Annotated in this window: 15 protein-coding genes; 11 read left to right on the top strand and 4 right to left on the bottom strand. The window is 58.4% G+C overall.

Annotation, left to right across the window (positions count from 1 at the left end):
- Nucleotides 1-215 precede the first annotated feature (215 nt).
- From acgM to QZY67_RS10340, 6 genes are all read left to right on the top strand, one after another.
- Nucleotides 216-1,253 (top strand): radical SAM/SPASM domain protein, ACGX system, encoded by a 1,038-nt coding sequence (gene acgM / locus QZY67_RS10315; RefSeq protein ID WP_295370041.1) that lies wholly within the window; start codon nt 216-218, stop codon nt 1,251-1,253.
- The gene (locus tag QZY67_RS10320) at nt 1,250-1,828 is read left to right on the top strand and encodes a nitroreductase family protein (RefSeq protein ID WP_295370043.1); all 579 of its coding nucleotides are present in this window, start codon (nt 1,250-1,252) and stop codon (nt 1,826-1,828) included. The genes acgM and QZY67_RS10320 overlap by 4 nt, the downstream gene beginning before the upstream one ends.
- A gap of 14 nt (nt 1,829-1,842) precedes the next feature.
- Nucleotides 1,843-2,457: a 4Fe-4S binding protein gene (locus QZY67_RS10325; protein ID WP_295370045.1), complete on the top strand. Its 615-nt coding sequence runs from the start codon at nt 1,843-1,845 to the stop codon at nt 2,455-2,457.
- A gap of 72 nt (nt 2,458-2,529) precedes the next feature.
- Nucleotides 2,530-3,324, top strand: coding sequence for a protein-ADP-ribose hydrolase (locus QZY67_RS10330; protein ID WP_294537287.1), 795 nt, complete (start codon nt 2,530-2,532; stop codon nt 3,322-3,324).
- Nucleotides 3,284-4,150: a Sir2 silent information regulator family NAD-dependent deacetylase gene (locus QZY67_RS10335; protein ID WP_366448968.1), complete on the top strand. Its 867-nt coding sequence runs from the start codon at nt 3,284-3,286 to the stop codon at nt 4,148-4,150. Before QZY67_RS10330 ends, QZY67_RS10335 begins: the two co-directional genes overlap by 41 nt.
- Nucleotides 4,151-4,429: 279 nt before the next feature.
- Entirely contained in the window at nt 4,430-5,269 is an 840-nt protein-coding gene (locus QZY67_RS10340; RefSeq protein ID WP_295370051.1) for a LysR family transcriptional regulator, read from the top strand.
- Between the two features lie 163 nt (nt 5,270-5,432).
- Here the strand turns inward: QZY67_RS10340 and QZY67_RS10345 are convergent, their stop codons facing one another.
- Nucleotides 5,433-5,966 (bottom strand): methylated-DNA--[protein]-cysteine S-methyltransferase, encoded by a 534-nt coding sequence (locus QZY67_RS10345; protein WP_295370054.1) that lies wholly within the window; start codon nt 5,964-5,966, stop codon nt 5,433-5,435.
- 438 nt (nt 5,967-6,404) lie between these two features.
- On the opposite strand from QZY67_RS10345, the gene QZY67_RS10350 reads away from it, so the two are divergent.
- Nucleotides 6,405-7,406, top strand: a complete 1,002-nt coding sequence (locus tag QZY67_RS10350; RefSeq protein WP_295370057.1) for an aldo/keto reductase — start codon at nt 6,405-6,407, stop codon at nt 7,404-7,406.
- A 162-nt stretch (nt 7,407-7,568) separates the two neighbouring features.
- Here QZY67_RS10350 and QZY67_RS10355 read toward each other — a convergent pair whose 3' ends face one another.
- Genes QZY67_RS10355 through QZY67_RS10365 form a run of 3 tightly spaced genes read right to left on the bottom strand, consistent with a single transcriptional unit; the run spans nt 7,569 to nt 9,600 of the window.
- On the bottom strand, nt 7,569-8,213 hold the full coding sequence (locus QZY67_RS10355) for a TetR family transcriptional regulator (protein WP_295370059.1): 645 nt from the start codon (nt 8,211-8,213) through the stop codon (nt 7,569-7,571).
- A 7-nt stretch (nt 8,214-8,220) separates the two neighbouring features.
- Nucleotides 8,221-8,688, bottom strand: coding sequence for a flavodoxin (locus QZY67_RS10360; protein ID WP_295370061.1), 468 nt, complete (start codon nt 8,686-8,688; stop codon nt 8,221-8,223).
- A 21-nt stretch (nt 8,689-8,709) separates the two neighbouring features.
- Nucleotides 8,710-9,600, bottom strand: a complete 891-nt coding sequence (locus tag QZY67_RS10365; protein WP_295370063.1) for a DUF362 domain-containing protein — start codon at nt 9,598-9,600, stop codon at nt 8,710-8,712.
- A gap of 294 nt (nt 9,601-9,894) precedes the next feature.
- Between QZY67_RS10365 and QZY67_RS10370 the strand changes: the two genes are divergently transcribed.
- From QZY67_RS10370 to QZY67_RS10385, 4 genes are all read left to right on the top strand, one after another.
- A complete protein-coding gene (locus QZY67_RS10370) occupies nt 9,895-10,773 on the top strand; it encodes a LysR family transcriptional regulator (protein WP_295370065.1) in 879 nt (292 codons plus the stop codon).
- 119 nt (nt 10,774-10,892) lie between these two features.
- The gene (locus QZY67_RS10375; RefSeq protein WP_295370068.1) at nt 10,893-11,243 is read left to right on the top strand and encodes a MerR family transcriptional regulator; all 351 of its coding nucleotides are present in this window, start codon (nt 10,893-10,895) and stop codon (nt 11,241-11,243) included.
- Between the two features lie 53 nt (nt 11,244-11,296).
- Nucleotides 11,297-11,731 carry a cupin domain-containing protein gene (locus QZY67_RS10380; protein ID WP_295370070.1) on the top strand — a complete coding sequence of 145 codons (435 nt, stop codon included), beginning with the start codon at nt 11,297-11,299 and terminating at the stop codon, nt 11,729-11,731.
- A gap of 87 nt (nt 11,732-11,818) precedes the next feature.
- Nucleotides 11,819-12,508 carry a carboxymuconolactone decarboxylase family protein gene (locus QZY67_RS10385; protein ID WP_366448969.1) on the top strand — a complete coding sequence of 230 codons (690 nt, stop codon included), beginning with the start codon at nt 11,819-11,821 and terminating at the stop codon, nt 12,506-12,508.
- Nucleotides 12,509-12,675 lie beyond the last annotated feature (167 nt).

Below are 12,675 nucleotides of genomic sequence, written 5' to 3' on the forward strand. Positions count from 1 at the left end.
TGTCCCCGAAAATGACGGATTTTCATTTGATTCCGTCATCTGCGGATGACGGAACTCTGCGAGGCTTCCCCTTCTGGGAGGTTTTTCGACACGCTGAGGGTGCTCTGTGAAGAACAGAGTACCCTCCTTTTGTCCAAGACAGAAGTTCGTCGGAGGTTTCTGTACGCGGGCAGGAAAACGCCGCCTTTGCGGGGCCATAGAGGGAGGAAACGGCCATGGAGTACTTTGCCTTTCAATGGCATATCACGGAGGCCTGCGACCAGCGGTGCCGGCACTGCTACATCTACGCCCTGGGCAGCCACGCCAAGTTCAAGGAGACGGCGCTGGAGGATATGGTGACCGTCATTGAAAACTGCAAGGCTTTCTGTGAGAAAGCCGGACGGCTGCCCTATCTTTACATCACCGGCGGAGACCCTATCCTGCATCCCCAGTTCTGGACGCTGATGAAGATCCTCAAGCTGGCAGGCATCCCCTTTGCCCTGATGGGCAACCCCTTCCATTTGACGGCGGAGGTCTGCCGCAAGCTCAAGGAATATGGATGCCGGAAGTACCAGCTGTCTCTGGACGGGCTGAAGGAGACCCACGACGGCATCCGCCAGCAGCCCGGCTCCTATGACGCCACCATGGCGGCCATCCCCCTCCTGCGCCAGGCCGGGATCGACGTGGCCATCATGACTACCGTGTCCCGGTGGAACGTGAAGGACATCCCGCCGCTGGTGGATGAGGTAGTGAAACACAAGGCGGACATCTTCGCCTTCGCCCGCTACTGCCCCTCCCGGGAGGACCGGGATGTGTGCTGCTCCCCGGAGGAGTACCGGGACATGATGGAGCAGTGCTGGGAGAAATTTCAGAAGTATGAGGCTGAGGGCTGTGAGACTACCTTCAACCTGAAGGATCACCTGTGGACGCTGTTCCTGTATGAGAAGGGGCTCTTTGACCCCAAGTCCTACCCGGATGATGAGTATGTCTATGACGGCTGCAACTGCGGCAACTGCCATCTTACCATCCTCTCCGACGGGGCGGTCTACGCCTGCCGCCGGATGGAGAGCAAGGTGGGCAGCGCCCTCACCGATGACCTGTATGACCTGTTCACCGGCCCGGAATTTGACAAGTACCGGGTCTACGAGAACTTTGAGAAGTGCTCCAAGTGCGAGCTGCTGCGGTTCTGCCGGGGCTGTCCCGCGGTGGCGGCGGGGTATCACGGCAATATGTACGCCCCGGACCCGGAGTGCTGGAAGGAGGTCCAGGCATGACCGTTTCCGAAGCAATCTACCGGCGCCGCTCGATTCGAAAATTTCAGGCGCGGCAGATCCCAAAAGAAGATCTGGAAAAGATTCTGGAGGCGGGCCTCTATGCCCCCAACGCCGGCGGCGGGCAGCGGACCATCCTCAGCGGTATCCAAAACAAGTCGCTGATCGCTCAGCTGGGCCAGCTGAATCTGGCCCGGTTCGACCGCAGCCGTCTGGCAGGCAGCTTTGTCTCCCGGGAACAGCCCAGCGCCATTGACGATCCCACCATCCGAAACGGCTTTTACGGTGCGCCCACCGTCTGCGCCGTTTTTTCACCGGGTAACTTCCTGTACGCGGTTCCCGACGCCTTCTGCTGCGCGGAGAATATGGCCCTTGCCGCCTATGAGCTGGGGATCGCCTCCTGCATCATCGCCCGGGCGGAGGAGACGTTTGACACACCCTTGGGAGTTCAGCTGATGCGGGAGTGGGAGATCCCCGCAGGCTGGATGCCCCGCTGCTTCGTGGCCCTGGGCTATGTGGAGGGGACCTATCCGGAGCCGAAACCCCGAAGGGACGGACGGGTCCGGATCATGGAATAAAAGGAGGAACGCACATGGATGCACAGACCTGTCTGAAGAAGCTGGGCTATGTGGGGGTACTGTCCTTTGCCACGGTGGACGGGGCGGGAGATCCCCAGGTGCGCTGCATCAGCGCCATCCACTATGAGCCGGACGCCATCTACTTTTTTACCGCCCGGGGAAAGGACTTCTGCAAGGAACTTCTGGACACGGGAAAGGTCCAGGTGCTGGGCTACACCATGTATAAGGAGATGATCCGCCTGACGGGGACGGTGAAGCCGGCCCCCGCGGAGGAGCAGGATAAGTGGCGGAATCTGATCTTCAAGGAACAGCCCTATCTGGCCAATGTCTACCCCGGAGAGACCCGCAGCATCGGCATCATCTTCTGCATCCGGGATATGTCCATTGAGTATTTCAACCTGGGGGTGAATCCCATCTTCCGGGAGAGCTACGTCATCGGAAATGGGAAGCCCGCTCCGAAAGGGTATTTCATCACGGATGCCTGTATCAGCTGTGGGAAATGTGTCCATGTCTGTCCACAAAAAGCGATCGACAAAGGCAGTCCCAGCGTCATCCATCAGGAGCACTGCCTGCATTGCGGAAACTGCCTCCGCGTCTGTCCCGCGGGAGCCGTGGAGAAGGCTTCATGAGCCGCCGCCGCCCGCTTCAGACGGTTTTCAGAATCAGGCAGCGATTGATTTTTTTCTCTGGAGGCAAGCCGCATGAACCGCAGTGAACAATTAAAATATTTAAATCAAGTGCTCCTGTCAGAGATGCCCCAGTACCGGGAGCAGGCGGAGGCGTTCCCGGGCGACGAGGCCTCCCGGCGGCGGCTCCTCCGGGCCCTGATGAATGTACGGCCCCCTCTGCCGCTGTCTCCGGGCTTTCTGGAAGTCCAGGACGCCCTTCTCTCCGCGGAAACGGAGGAAAAGGGCGTGGTGGATGGAAATACCCTCCCGCCCGTTCCATCTGATCCCCGGCTGGTCATCTGGCAGGGGGACATTACCCGGCTGCGGGTGGACGCCATCGTGGACGCGGACAACTCCGCCCTGCTGGGGTGCTTTGTCCCCTGCCACGGATGCATTGACAATGCCATCCACTCGGCGGCGGGGCTTCAGCTTCGGGATGAATGCAATCAGCTCATGGCGGCCCAGGGACGCCCGGAGCCAAACGGCCGGGCCAAGCTGACAAAGGGCTATAACCTCCCGGCCCGGTATGTCCTCCACACGGTTGGCCCCATTGTCCGGGGCCGCGTGACCGGGCAGAACCGTTCCGACCTGGCGTCCTGCTACCGTTCCTGCATGGAACTGGCGGCAGCGCATGAGCTCCAGAGCGTGGCCTTCTGCTGCATCTCCACCGGCGAATTCCGCTTTCCCAATCGAGAGGCCGCTGAGATCGCCGTGAAAACAGTCCGGGAATTTCTGGACCGGCAAACGACTTCCGTCAAGAGGGTGATTTTCAATGTTTTCAAGGGGATTGACGCCCAAATCTACCGCGATATCCTCCAATCCGATTGAGCGGCTGCGCGAAGCGCTGGACACTGCGGACGCGGTGGTGATTGGGGCGGGAGCGGGGCTCTCTGCCTCTGCGGGGCTGACCTACTCCGGGGAGCGCTTTGAGCGGTATTTCAGCGACTTCCGGGACAAGTACGGCATCCGGGACATGTACTCCGGCGGCTTTTTCCCCTTTGACAGCCCGGAAGAGCACTGGGCCTGGTGGAGCCGGCAGATCATGGTGAATCGATACGAGAGGGCGCCAAAGCCCGTATATGATGCCCTCTTGAATCTGGTAAAGGGCAGAGACTACTTTGTTCTCACCACCAATGTGGACCACCAGTTCCAGCTGGCAGGCTTCGACAAAAAGCGGCTGTTTTACACCCAGGGGGACTATGGCCTGTGGCAGTGCTCCGGGTCCTGCCATCAGGAGACCTACGAAAACGAGGAGACGGTGCGCAGAATGTTCGCGGAACAGAAGGACATGCGTGTCCCTTCTGCGCTGGTGCCACACTGCCCCCGGTGCGGCCGCCCCATGACCATGAACCTCCGGTGTGATAATACATTTGTTCAGGATAAGGGGTGGTATGAAGCAGCCGGCCGCTACGGGGACTTTCTGCGGAGGCACACGGGGACGCGGGTGCTGCTCCTGGAGCTGGGCGTAGGCGGCAACACCCCGGTCATCATCAAATATCCGTTCTGGAAGATGGCGATGCAGGACAAAAATATAACCTATGTCTGCATCAATCAGGAGGAGGCATATGCTCCCCGGGAGCTTCAAAAGAGGTCTGTCTGTATCGCTGAGGATATCGGCGCGGTTTTATCTTCATGCTGTGAAACGGTAAAATAGAGGAGGCGGAAGCCAGGCAAAGCCGCCGTCCCGCCGCCTGCTGTCCCGAATCTAAACGGTGTTACACCCCATCATCGGCAGTTCTACCCCATTGCAGAGCGCCCTGTTCTGCATAGCGCAGCATCCTCTGTTTGCTCTTTTTCTTTTGATACACACACTATACGCCGGTTTTCGAGCGGATAACAGTTTTGATTATGCAGACTTCTATAATTAGATTGCATACGAAAGCTTGCAGCCACGAAATCCAACTGATATAATAGGAAAAAGAGGTGTCGGAGTATGTTTGAACTCTATCAGTTGGAGCAGCTGCTGGCTGTGGCAGAGTGCGGAACATTGTCCAGCGCCGCAGAACAGCTGCACATTTCTCAACCTGCCCTCAGCCGCTCTATGCAGCGCTTGGAGGCAGAGCTGCAGGTCACACTGTTCACGCGGCAGAAGAATAAGATTGAGCTCAATGAAAGCGGAAGAATGGCGGTGGACTACGCCCGGAAAGTCATAGAGCAGTCCCGGGACATGATCAGCCGCATTCAGGCCTTTGACCGAAGCCGGCGCACGATCCTGGTGGGTTCCTGCGCGCCAGCCCCTCTTTGGGAGATCCCTCCGCGGTTATCGGATCTGTACCCTGATATGACCATCTCCTATGAGATACGAGAGAATGAGGTCCTATTACAGGGGCTGAGGGATGGCGTATATCAACTGATCGTCCTGCCCTTTGCGGTTGAAGATCCGGGCATTATCTGTGAGAGATACGGGGAAGAACACCTGTTTTTCTCGCTCCCGCCGGCGCACCCGCTGTCTGGCAGTAATGCGCTGTATATGAAGGATCTCAACGGAGAAACCATGCTCCTTCGGAGCCGCCTCGGATTTTGGCGGAATCTGACGGTCCAAAAGATGCCGGACACCCGCTTCCTGGAGCAGGAGGACATGGCTTTCAATGAACTTGTGAGAGCCTCAGCGCTCCCGAGCTTTACGACAGATGTGGCGCTCAGACGAGGGGGAAATGCACCGAACCGGGTGAACATTCCCATTTTGGATGAAGAAGCGGGTGTTACCTACTATTGCCTGTATAGCCGCTCTGACCCCAATAACCTCAGCAGCGCTCTGAAAACAATGGGTTAGACTTTGCGCATCATGGTTGGGCCAAGGAGCGAAAAGCACCGCAGTATTGAGAAAATTGGCGCAGTCCCCTAAGCCATGTCAAACGGCTTGGGGACTGCGCCTTACTGATGATGGACCTGCAGAGCAGCTGTTGATAAGGGATGACCGCCAAATGGGGATTTCTCTACAGAGCGGTTCCGCTCTTTGGAACGAAAAAGGACCCCATATCGGCCTTTTCCAATTGCAGCAATTTTACCTTTTTATGAATTCCCCCGGCGTAGCCCGTCAGACTGCCGTTTGTGCCCACAACGCGGTGGCAGGGGACGATGATGGAAATTTTATTGTGACCTACTGCGCCGCCCACGGCCTGCGCGGACATATGCGGCAGACCTTTCTCCGCGGCAACCTGCTTTGCAATCTCGCCATAGGTCATCGTATGGCCGTATGGAATTGTGCAGAGGATTTCCCACACCTCATTTTGGAAAACGGTACCTGTGAAATGAAGCGGCAGAGTAAAATCCGGCTCTTTCCCCGAAAAATAAATGTCAAGCCACTGCTTTGCCTTTTCAAAAAGGGGGAGTTCCTTTTCCTCATGCTCCTTGTCCAGGCTGAGGGCAAAATACTTTTGTCCCTCAAACCATACGCCGGTTAGACCAATATCATCCGCGGCCAAAAGAATACCGCCAATGGGGGAACAATAGTGACTGATATACTGCATGGGCAACCCTCCGTACAAAAATATTTTTCTAATTTGGCTTTGACATAGAGGAAAGACAAGCGTCAGCCCACCCTCAGCCTTGGCTTCTCCGGAGAATGCGCTTTGCAAAAATAGAGAGACATGATTTGCAGATCTCAGACAGAATGAAGTCGAGACGCAGACATTCGAAAGGGGAGAGCAAGTCATATCTGACAAGATTGTACAACTTGATGTGGGAGGAATCAAGGCGCAGCACAGGAAAGAAGTTCCGGAAGCCGCCGAGAGGGCGGGAAGGCGGACGGGGCCGGCCGGGTCGGCGCACAAGTTATAAAGAAAAGGTTTATACTGCATAACTTTTCGAGACTTCTCCGGAAGCCTCGATTTTTTTATAATGAAGCTCGGAACGTTCCGCTATCATCAGTCCTGTAAGCAAGAACAATTGCAAGGAGGCATTGGAACATGAATAAGCGCACGCTGGGCACGGATCTGGACGTCTCTGCCGTGGGACTGGGCTGCATGGGCTTTAGCCACGCCTACGGTCCTCCCACAAAAGACGGCGAAGCCATACGGGCGATTCGGAGCGCCTTTGACATGGGTTACACCATGTTCGACACCGCCGAGACTTACGGAACAGCGGAGGACCCGCACCACAACGAGAAGGTGGTGGGAGAGGCGCTGAAGGATGTCCGCAATCAGGTGCAGCTTGTTACCAAATTCGGCATCGGGTTTGACAGAACCAGCACAGCGGTGAACAAACCCCTGATTCCTGATGCCCGGCCCGAGCGCATCCGCGCCTCGGTGGAAGGCTCGCTCCGGCGGCTTCAGACCGACCATATTGACCTGTATTTCCAGCACCGCATGGACCCCCATGTGGAGCCCGAAGCGGTGGCTCAGGTAATGGCTGACCTGATCCAGGAGGGAAAGATCACCCACTGGGGCGTCTCGGAGGCAGACGAGGACTATCTGCGCCGGGCGCACAGGGTCTGCCCGGTGACGGCGGTACAAAACCGCTATTCGATGATGGCGCGCTGGCATGAGGCGCTGTTTCCCGTACTGGAGGAGCTGCACATCGGCTTTGTGGCGTTCTCTCCCATGGCCAACGGCCTGCTTACCGGAGCCTATCGGAGCGGCGAGCGGTTTGACTCCGGGCTGGACTACCGCAGCGCCATGCCGCAATTTACGCAGGAGGCGGCAGAGGAGAATCGGGAACTGCTGCGTTTGCTGCAGGAGCTGGCAGAGCAGAGGCACGCCACTCCCGCGCAGATCTCGTTGGCCTGGATGCTGTGCAAAAAGCCCTGGATCGTTCCCATCCCCGGCAGCCGAAAGGTGGAACGGATGCGGGAGAACGCCGGGGCGGCGGATGTTTTTCTGACCGGCAAAGAGGTGGCCGCCATCGATCGGGCTTTGGAATCCACCCCCATGTCCGCCGTGTTTGGCGGCACAAAGGTCATCCGCAGATAACCCGGCCGAAGGCGGCGGCGGATTCTGTCCGAAAGGGGAAGACCTCTCCAGGGCCGCGCCCGCCGCACAAAAAACGAAACCTGGCGTCGGTGAACGCCAGGTTTCGTAAAGCATGAAATCTCCAATATTACCCGGGAATTATGAGAGCCTTGCACGCAACGCCTATTGCACATCGTTTGACCATTCACCCTGCAGCATTTTTTCCACGAAGGGTCTCACAAGGGCGTGGATGGAATAATGGGTGTAGCTCACATGAGCCGCCTCCATGGCTTCCAGCTGCTTGTCCGTGTGGGAGGTATAGGGGTAGACGCCGAACAAGAAGGGGAAGAATGCATAGAGAAAGCCCTGAATGCTGCCCGCCGTCATGCGGGGAAAGAATTTCTCCAGACAGCGGGTGACAGCCTGCAGCGCGCCGGCGTATGACCGCTTGAAGGACACCAGATTTTCCAGCCGGCTGTTTCCCTCCATGTCGTAGAGGTTCATGGACATCAGCTTCAGCATACAGCCCCGCTTCTCCAGGGTGCAGGCCAGCGCGTCTGCAAATTGTTCCGTGGACAGCGGCGCCTCCCGCCGGGCAAGTTCCTCCAGATCCGAGATCCACAGCTCATGCTCCCGCTGGAGCAGAGCCAGGAAGATCTCCTCCTTGGTCTGAAAGTAGTTGTAGATGGAGGTGCGGGTGAAGGAGGTTTTGGCTCCAATGTCCCGGATGGTGATGTCCCGGAACCCCATGGTCTCATAGAGCGCGGCGCAGGCGTCGATGATCTCTTCTTTTCTGGCGTTGGTCAGTTCTTCCGAGCCCTTTGGCATGGCCGCCTCACAGCCCCAGGACAGACCTGGCCCAGGCCGCCGCGCCGCTGTTTACCAGCTTGCCCTGCTTCCAGCTGGCCTTGGGACAGTGGTCCTGCATACTCGTTTCCGCCTTGCCGATGCCGCTGCCGCCGGAGGTAGCGAAGGGGATCAGCGTCTTGCCGGAGAAGTCATAGCCCTCCAGGAAGGTGTCCACGATGCGGGGCTCCACATACCACCAGACGGGGAAGCCCACGAACACCGTGTCGTACTGCGCCATGTTCTCCACCGGCTCCGCAATGGCGGGACGGCAGGCGGGGTCATTCATTTCCAAGGTGCTGCGGCTCTTCTTGTCCATCCAGTTCAGGTCCGCGTCCGTATAAGGCTCCAGCGGACGGATCTCGTACAGGTCCGCGCCCACGGCCTGCGCCATCTCTTTGGCGGCCCGGGCGGTCACGCCGCTGGCGGAAAAATAAGCGACCAGTGTTTTACTCATCTTGACTCCCTCCATTCAGCATTACAGCTCAATCAGCTCGTACTCCCTGGTTCCAAAGCCCAAATCGGCGGACGCCTCAATGGTGTGGATGCCGTTGCGGCTGTTGACCCGCTCCATAAAGTGCTCTTTGCCGGGATCATCAGCGCTCATAACCAGGTCAATGCAGGCCTGATCGATGGCCACCGGGTCCAGAGAGGCCAGCATCCCGATATCCTTCATGCAGGGGTCCTCGGCCACGGCGCAGCAGTCGCAGTCCACAGAGAGGTTCTTCATCACATTGATAAAGGCGATATTGCCCTTGAAGTGCTCCACCACGCTGGAGGCGGCGTCGGCCATGGCCTCGGGGAAGGCCACGGAACTGGCGTGCTGCTCCCAGGTTTTAAAACGGTCGTCGGTCTTTCCGGCGGAGTGGATCAGCGCCTTGCCCGCCCGGGAGGCGCAGCCGATGGCCAGCTGCTTGAGCGCGCCGCCGTAGCCGCCCATGGGGTGGCCCTTGAAGTGTGCCAGAACCAGCATGGAGTCATAGTTCATGATATTCTTGCCCAGGTGGTTCTCTTTGAGGATCTTCCCCTGGGGGATGGGCCACACGACGTCGGGCCCCTCGGCGTCCATCAGGTCCACGTCAAAATACTTGGTCCAGCCGTGCTCCTCCAGCAGCTTCCGGTGGGACTCTGTGTGGTCCCGAACGCCGCCGGCCGCGTCGCCGTAGGCGGTGTTGCACTCCACGACGGTGCCGCGGACCGCCTCTACCATGGGCCGCCAGAACTCCGGGTGGAGAAAATTCTGGTTGCCCTTCTCGCCGGAGTGGACCTTTACAGCTACCTTTCCGGGCAGCTCCACGCCCAGGGCACGATACAGCTCCACAACCTTTTCCGGGGTGATCTCCCGGGTGAAATAGACCTTTGCGCGCATCGTAAAACCTCCTTTGGACAGACAGTGCGGTTATGTTTAAAAATTCTGACACAGTGTCAATGCTTGAATTATACCACTGTTCTGACATTGTGTCAACATATTTTCTTTTACAAAAAAGAAGCGGGCTGCATGAGCGCTCTCCCGGATGGGATGGGCATGGACGGACTTGGAAATCCACGCCTGCCGCATCAGGAAGCCCCATCTGTTCAATACAATTTTTGCATAATATCAATTAATTCATGTTGATTTCCCCCTGCCGCCATGCTACGCTTGGAACGGAAGGAGTGACATCCCATGGAGATCCGTGTACTGAAATATTTTCTGCTGGTTGCCCGGGAGGAGAACATCACCAAGGCGGCCAACCTCCTGCACCTGACGCAGCCCACGCTGTCCAGGCAGCTGATGCAGCTGGAGGAGGAGCTGGGCGTCCAGCTGTTTCGCCGGAGCAAGCACCGCATTATCCTGACGGAGGAGGGGATGCTGCTCCGCCGGCGGGCAGAGGAGATCGTGGCTTTGGCGGATAAGACAAGGGACGATCTCCAGCGCCGGGGGGAACAGCTCTCGGGCACTGTCGCGGTGGGGAGCGGAGAATTGCAGAGTTCGCGTTTCCTGACACAGCTGCTCACGGCCTTTCAAAGGGAAAACCCACTGGTATCGTTTTCGATCTATAGTGGCAACTCTGACAATATCAAAGAGCGCATTGAGCGGGGCTTGCTGGACATAGGCCTTTTGCAGGAACCGGTGGACATTGCAAAGTACAGCTTTGTGCGCACGCCGGGACGGGAACAGTGGGGCGTGTTGGTAAGAGAAGACTCGGAGCTGGCATCCAGGAAGAGCGTCAGCCCGGCAGATCTGGCCGCCGTGCCCCTGATCCTGCCGGAGCGGGAGATCGTGCAGAATGAACTGCTCAACTGGTTCGGCCCCTACGCAGAGGGACTGCGGGTCACAGCCACCGGCAACCTGCTCTACAATCTTGCCTCACTGGTTCGGGCCGGCGGCAGCAGCGTACTCACCCTGGCTCTGGACTGCAGCTATGAAGGACTCCGGTTTCTCCCGCTCTCTCCTGCTCTGGAGTCCAACACCGTTCTGGTCTGGAAGAAGGCGCAGACCTTTTCAGCCGCAGCAGCGGCGCTGATTCAGTTTTCTGAGAAATACATTTCCCGTATGAAATAAAATTTAATATAAGCATTAGACATTGTTTTATCACAGGCCTACAATATAGGTGTTCTGGAAGGGACACTTATACTTTTATACGCATATACGCAAGCCGGGTCATGGGAAAGGGTGATGGAATGACGATCCATGAGGCCAGTGAGCGGTATACCATTCCCATGGAGGTCCTGCGGGCGTATGAGAGCTGGGGCCTGTGCGGCACCGTGAAAAGTGCCATGGGCGCCTGGCAGTATGACGGCACCGACCTGGAACGCCTGAGCCTGATCATGACGCTGCACGCTGTGGGCTTTGAAAACCCGGAAATTGAAGCCTACATGAAACTCCTGCTGGAGCAGGAGGGAACCGAGGCACAGCGGCTGCGGATGCCGGACCGGAAGCGGGGCCGCACGCGGGATGAGATCCACTTCCGGGAGCGGCTGGATTATCTCCGCTATCACATCCGCAAGCAGCAGGAGGCGAAGCGCGGCTGACCGGCGCCCCGACACAAAATCAATCATATTTTTATTTTTTAGGAGGCATTACCATGAAGCTCCAGGACAAATCCGCATTCGATGCGCAGAATGTATTCGGCCAGGGGACGGCCAACACCGCCTTCGCCCAGTTTTTTATCGGAAACTCCTATCTGAACCCCCTGACCAAGCCCGGTGAGAGCGCGGTGGGGCTGGCCAACGTCACCTTTGAGCCGGGCTGCCGGAACAACTGGCACATCCACCACGCCAAGAGCGGCGGTGGACAGATTCTGATCTGCACCGCCGGGGAAGGCTGGTACCAGGAGGCGGGCAGGGATGCGGTCAGCCTGACCCCCGGCACCGTCATCGTCATCCCCCCGGAGGTGAAGCACTGGCACGGGGCCAAGGCGGACAGCTGGTTCAGCCACATTGCCGTAGAGGTTCCCGGCGAGGAGACCGGCAACGAGTGGCTGGAGCCGGTGGACGACGAGGCATATTCCAAGCTGTAATGGAAGGGCGCCGGCCGCGCCTGGAGCCGCAGGGAGGACAGATGTCCCTGGAGCAACAAAAGCGAAGAGGAGTGTGCAACGATGATGATGAAAGACGTGCGGGAAACAGATCCGGAGTTTGTGGAACGCTTTGAACACTTTGCCTTTGACGAGGTGGTGAATGAGCCCGGCCAGCAGCTGGACGAGGTCACCCGGCACATGGCCATCCTGGCCACCCTCCTGGGCTGCCAGGGGACGGAGGCCTTCCGCCGGGAGCTGCCCCAGGCCCTGGACGCCGGGGTGACCCCGGTGATGGCCAAGGAGGTAGTCTACCAGGCGGTGGACTACCTGGGGATTGGACGGGTGCTGCCCTTCCTGGACATCACCAACGAGGTGCTGAAGGCGCGGGGCGTGGCCCTGCCGCTGGAGGGACAGGCCACCACCACGATGGAGGATCGGCTGGAGAAGGGGGCCCAGACCCAGGCGGACATCTTCGGCCCCCAGATGCTGGAGGCGTGGAAGACCGGGCACATCAACCGCTGGCTGGCGGCCAACTGCTTTGGAGACTACTACACCCGCACGGGGCTCACACTGGCCCAGCGGGAGATGATCACCTTCTGCTACCTGGCGGCTCAGGGCGGCTGTGAGCCTCAGCTGACCGCCCACGCCAAGGGCAACATGAATCTGGGGAACGATAAGGCGTTCCTGATCCGCGTGATATCCCAGTGCCTGCCCTACATCGGCTACCCAAGGAGCCTGAACGCTGTTGCCTGTGTGAACAAGGCGGCGGAGGGCTGAGCCGCTTCGATAGTTCTTCTTTCTGACTGCTGACTGACAAGCTGAGGAGCCGGGGCCATTGGCCCCGGCTCAGCGTGTCGAAAAACCTCCCCGAAGAGGAAGCCTCGCAGAGTTCCGTCATCCGCAGATGACGGAATCAAATGAAAATCCGTCATTTTCGGGGACAT

This window comes from uncultured Pseudoflavonifractor sp., assembly GCA_904419835.1.
Classification (GTDB): domain Bacteria; phylum Bacillota; class Clostridia; order Oscillospirales; family Oscillospiraceae; genus Pseudoflavonifractor.

Coding starts and splice junctions, on each gene's coding strand:
- QZY67_RS10360 (WP_295370061.1), bottom strand. CDS start 8,688: ATGAGTAAAACACTGGTCGCTTATTTTTCCGCCAGCGGCGTGACCGCC.
- QZY67_RS10355 (WP_295370059.1), bottom strand. CDS start 8,213: ATGCCAAAGGGCTCGGAAGAACTGACCAACGCCAGAAAAGAAGAGATC.
- QZY67_RS10380 (WP_295370070.1), top strand. CDS start 11,297: ATGAAGCTCCAGGACAAATCCGCATTCGATGCGCAGAATGTATTCGGC.
- QZY67_RS10325 (WP_295370045.1), top strand. CDS start 1,843: ATGGATGCACAGACCTGTCTGAAGAAGCTGGGCTATGTGGGGGTACTG.
- QZY67_RS10385 (WP_366448969.1), top strand. CDS start 11,819: ATGAAAGACGTGCGGGAAACAGATCCGGAGTTTGTGGAACGCTTTGAA.
- QZY67_RS10370 (WP_295370065.1), top strand. CDS start 9,895: ATGGAGATCCGTGTACTGAAATATTTTCTGCTGGTTGCCCGGGAGGAG.
- QZY67_RS10340 (WP_295370051.1), top strand. CDS start 4,430: ATGTTTGAACTCTATCAGTTGGAGCAGCTGCTGGCTGTGGCAGAGTGC.
- QZY67_RS10345 (WP_295370054.1), bottom strand. CDS start 5,966: ATGCAGTATATCAGTCACTATTGTTCCCCCATTGGCGGTATTCTTTTG.
- QZY67_RS10375 (WP_295370068.1), top strand. CDS start 10,893: ATGACGATCCATGAGGCCAGTGAGCGGTATACCATTCCCATGGAGGTC.
- QZY67_RS10320 (WP_295370043.1), top strand. CDS start 1,250: ATGACCGTTTCCGAAGCAATCTACCGGCGCCGCTCGATTCGAAAATTT.
- acgM (WP_295370041.1), top strand. CDS start 216: ATGGAGTACTTTGCCTTTCAATGGCATATCACGGAGGCCTGCGACCAG.
- QZY67_RS10350 (WP_295370057.1), top strand. CDS start 6,405: ATGAATAAGCGCACGCTGGGCACGGATCTGGACGTCTCTGCCGTGGGA.
- QZY67_RS10330 (WP_294537287.1), top strand. CDS start 2,530: ATGAACCGCAGTGAACAATTAAAATATTTAAATCAAGTGCTCCTGTCA.
- QZY67_RS10365 (WP_295370063.1), bottom strand. CDS start 9,600: ATGCGCGCAAAGGTCTATTTCACCCGGGAGATCACCCCGGAAAAGGTT.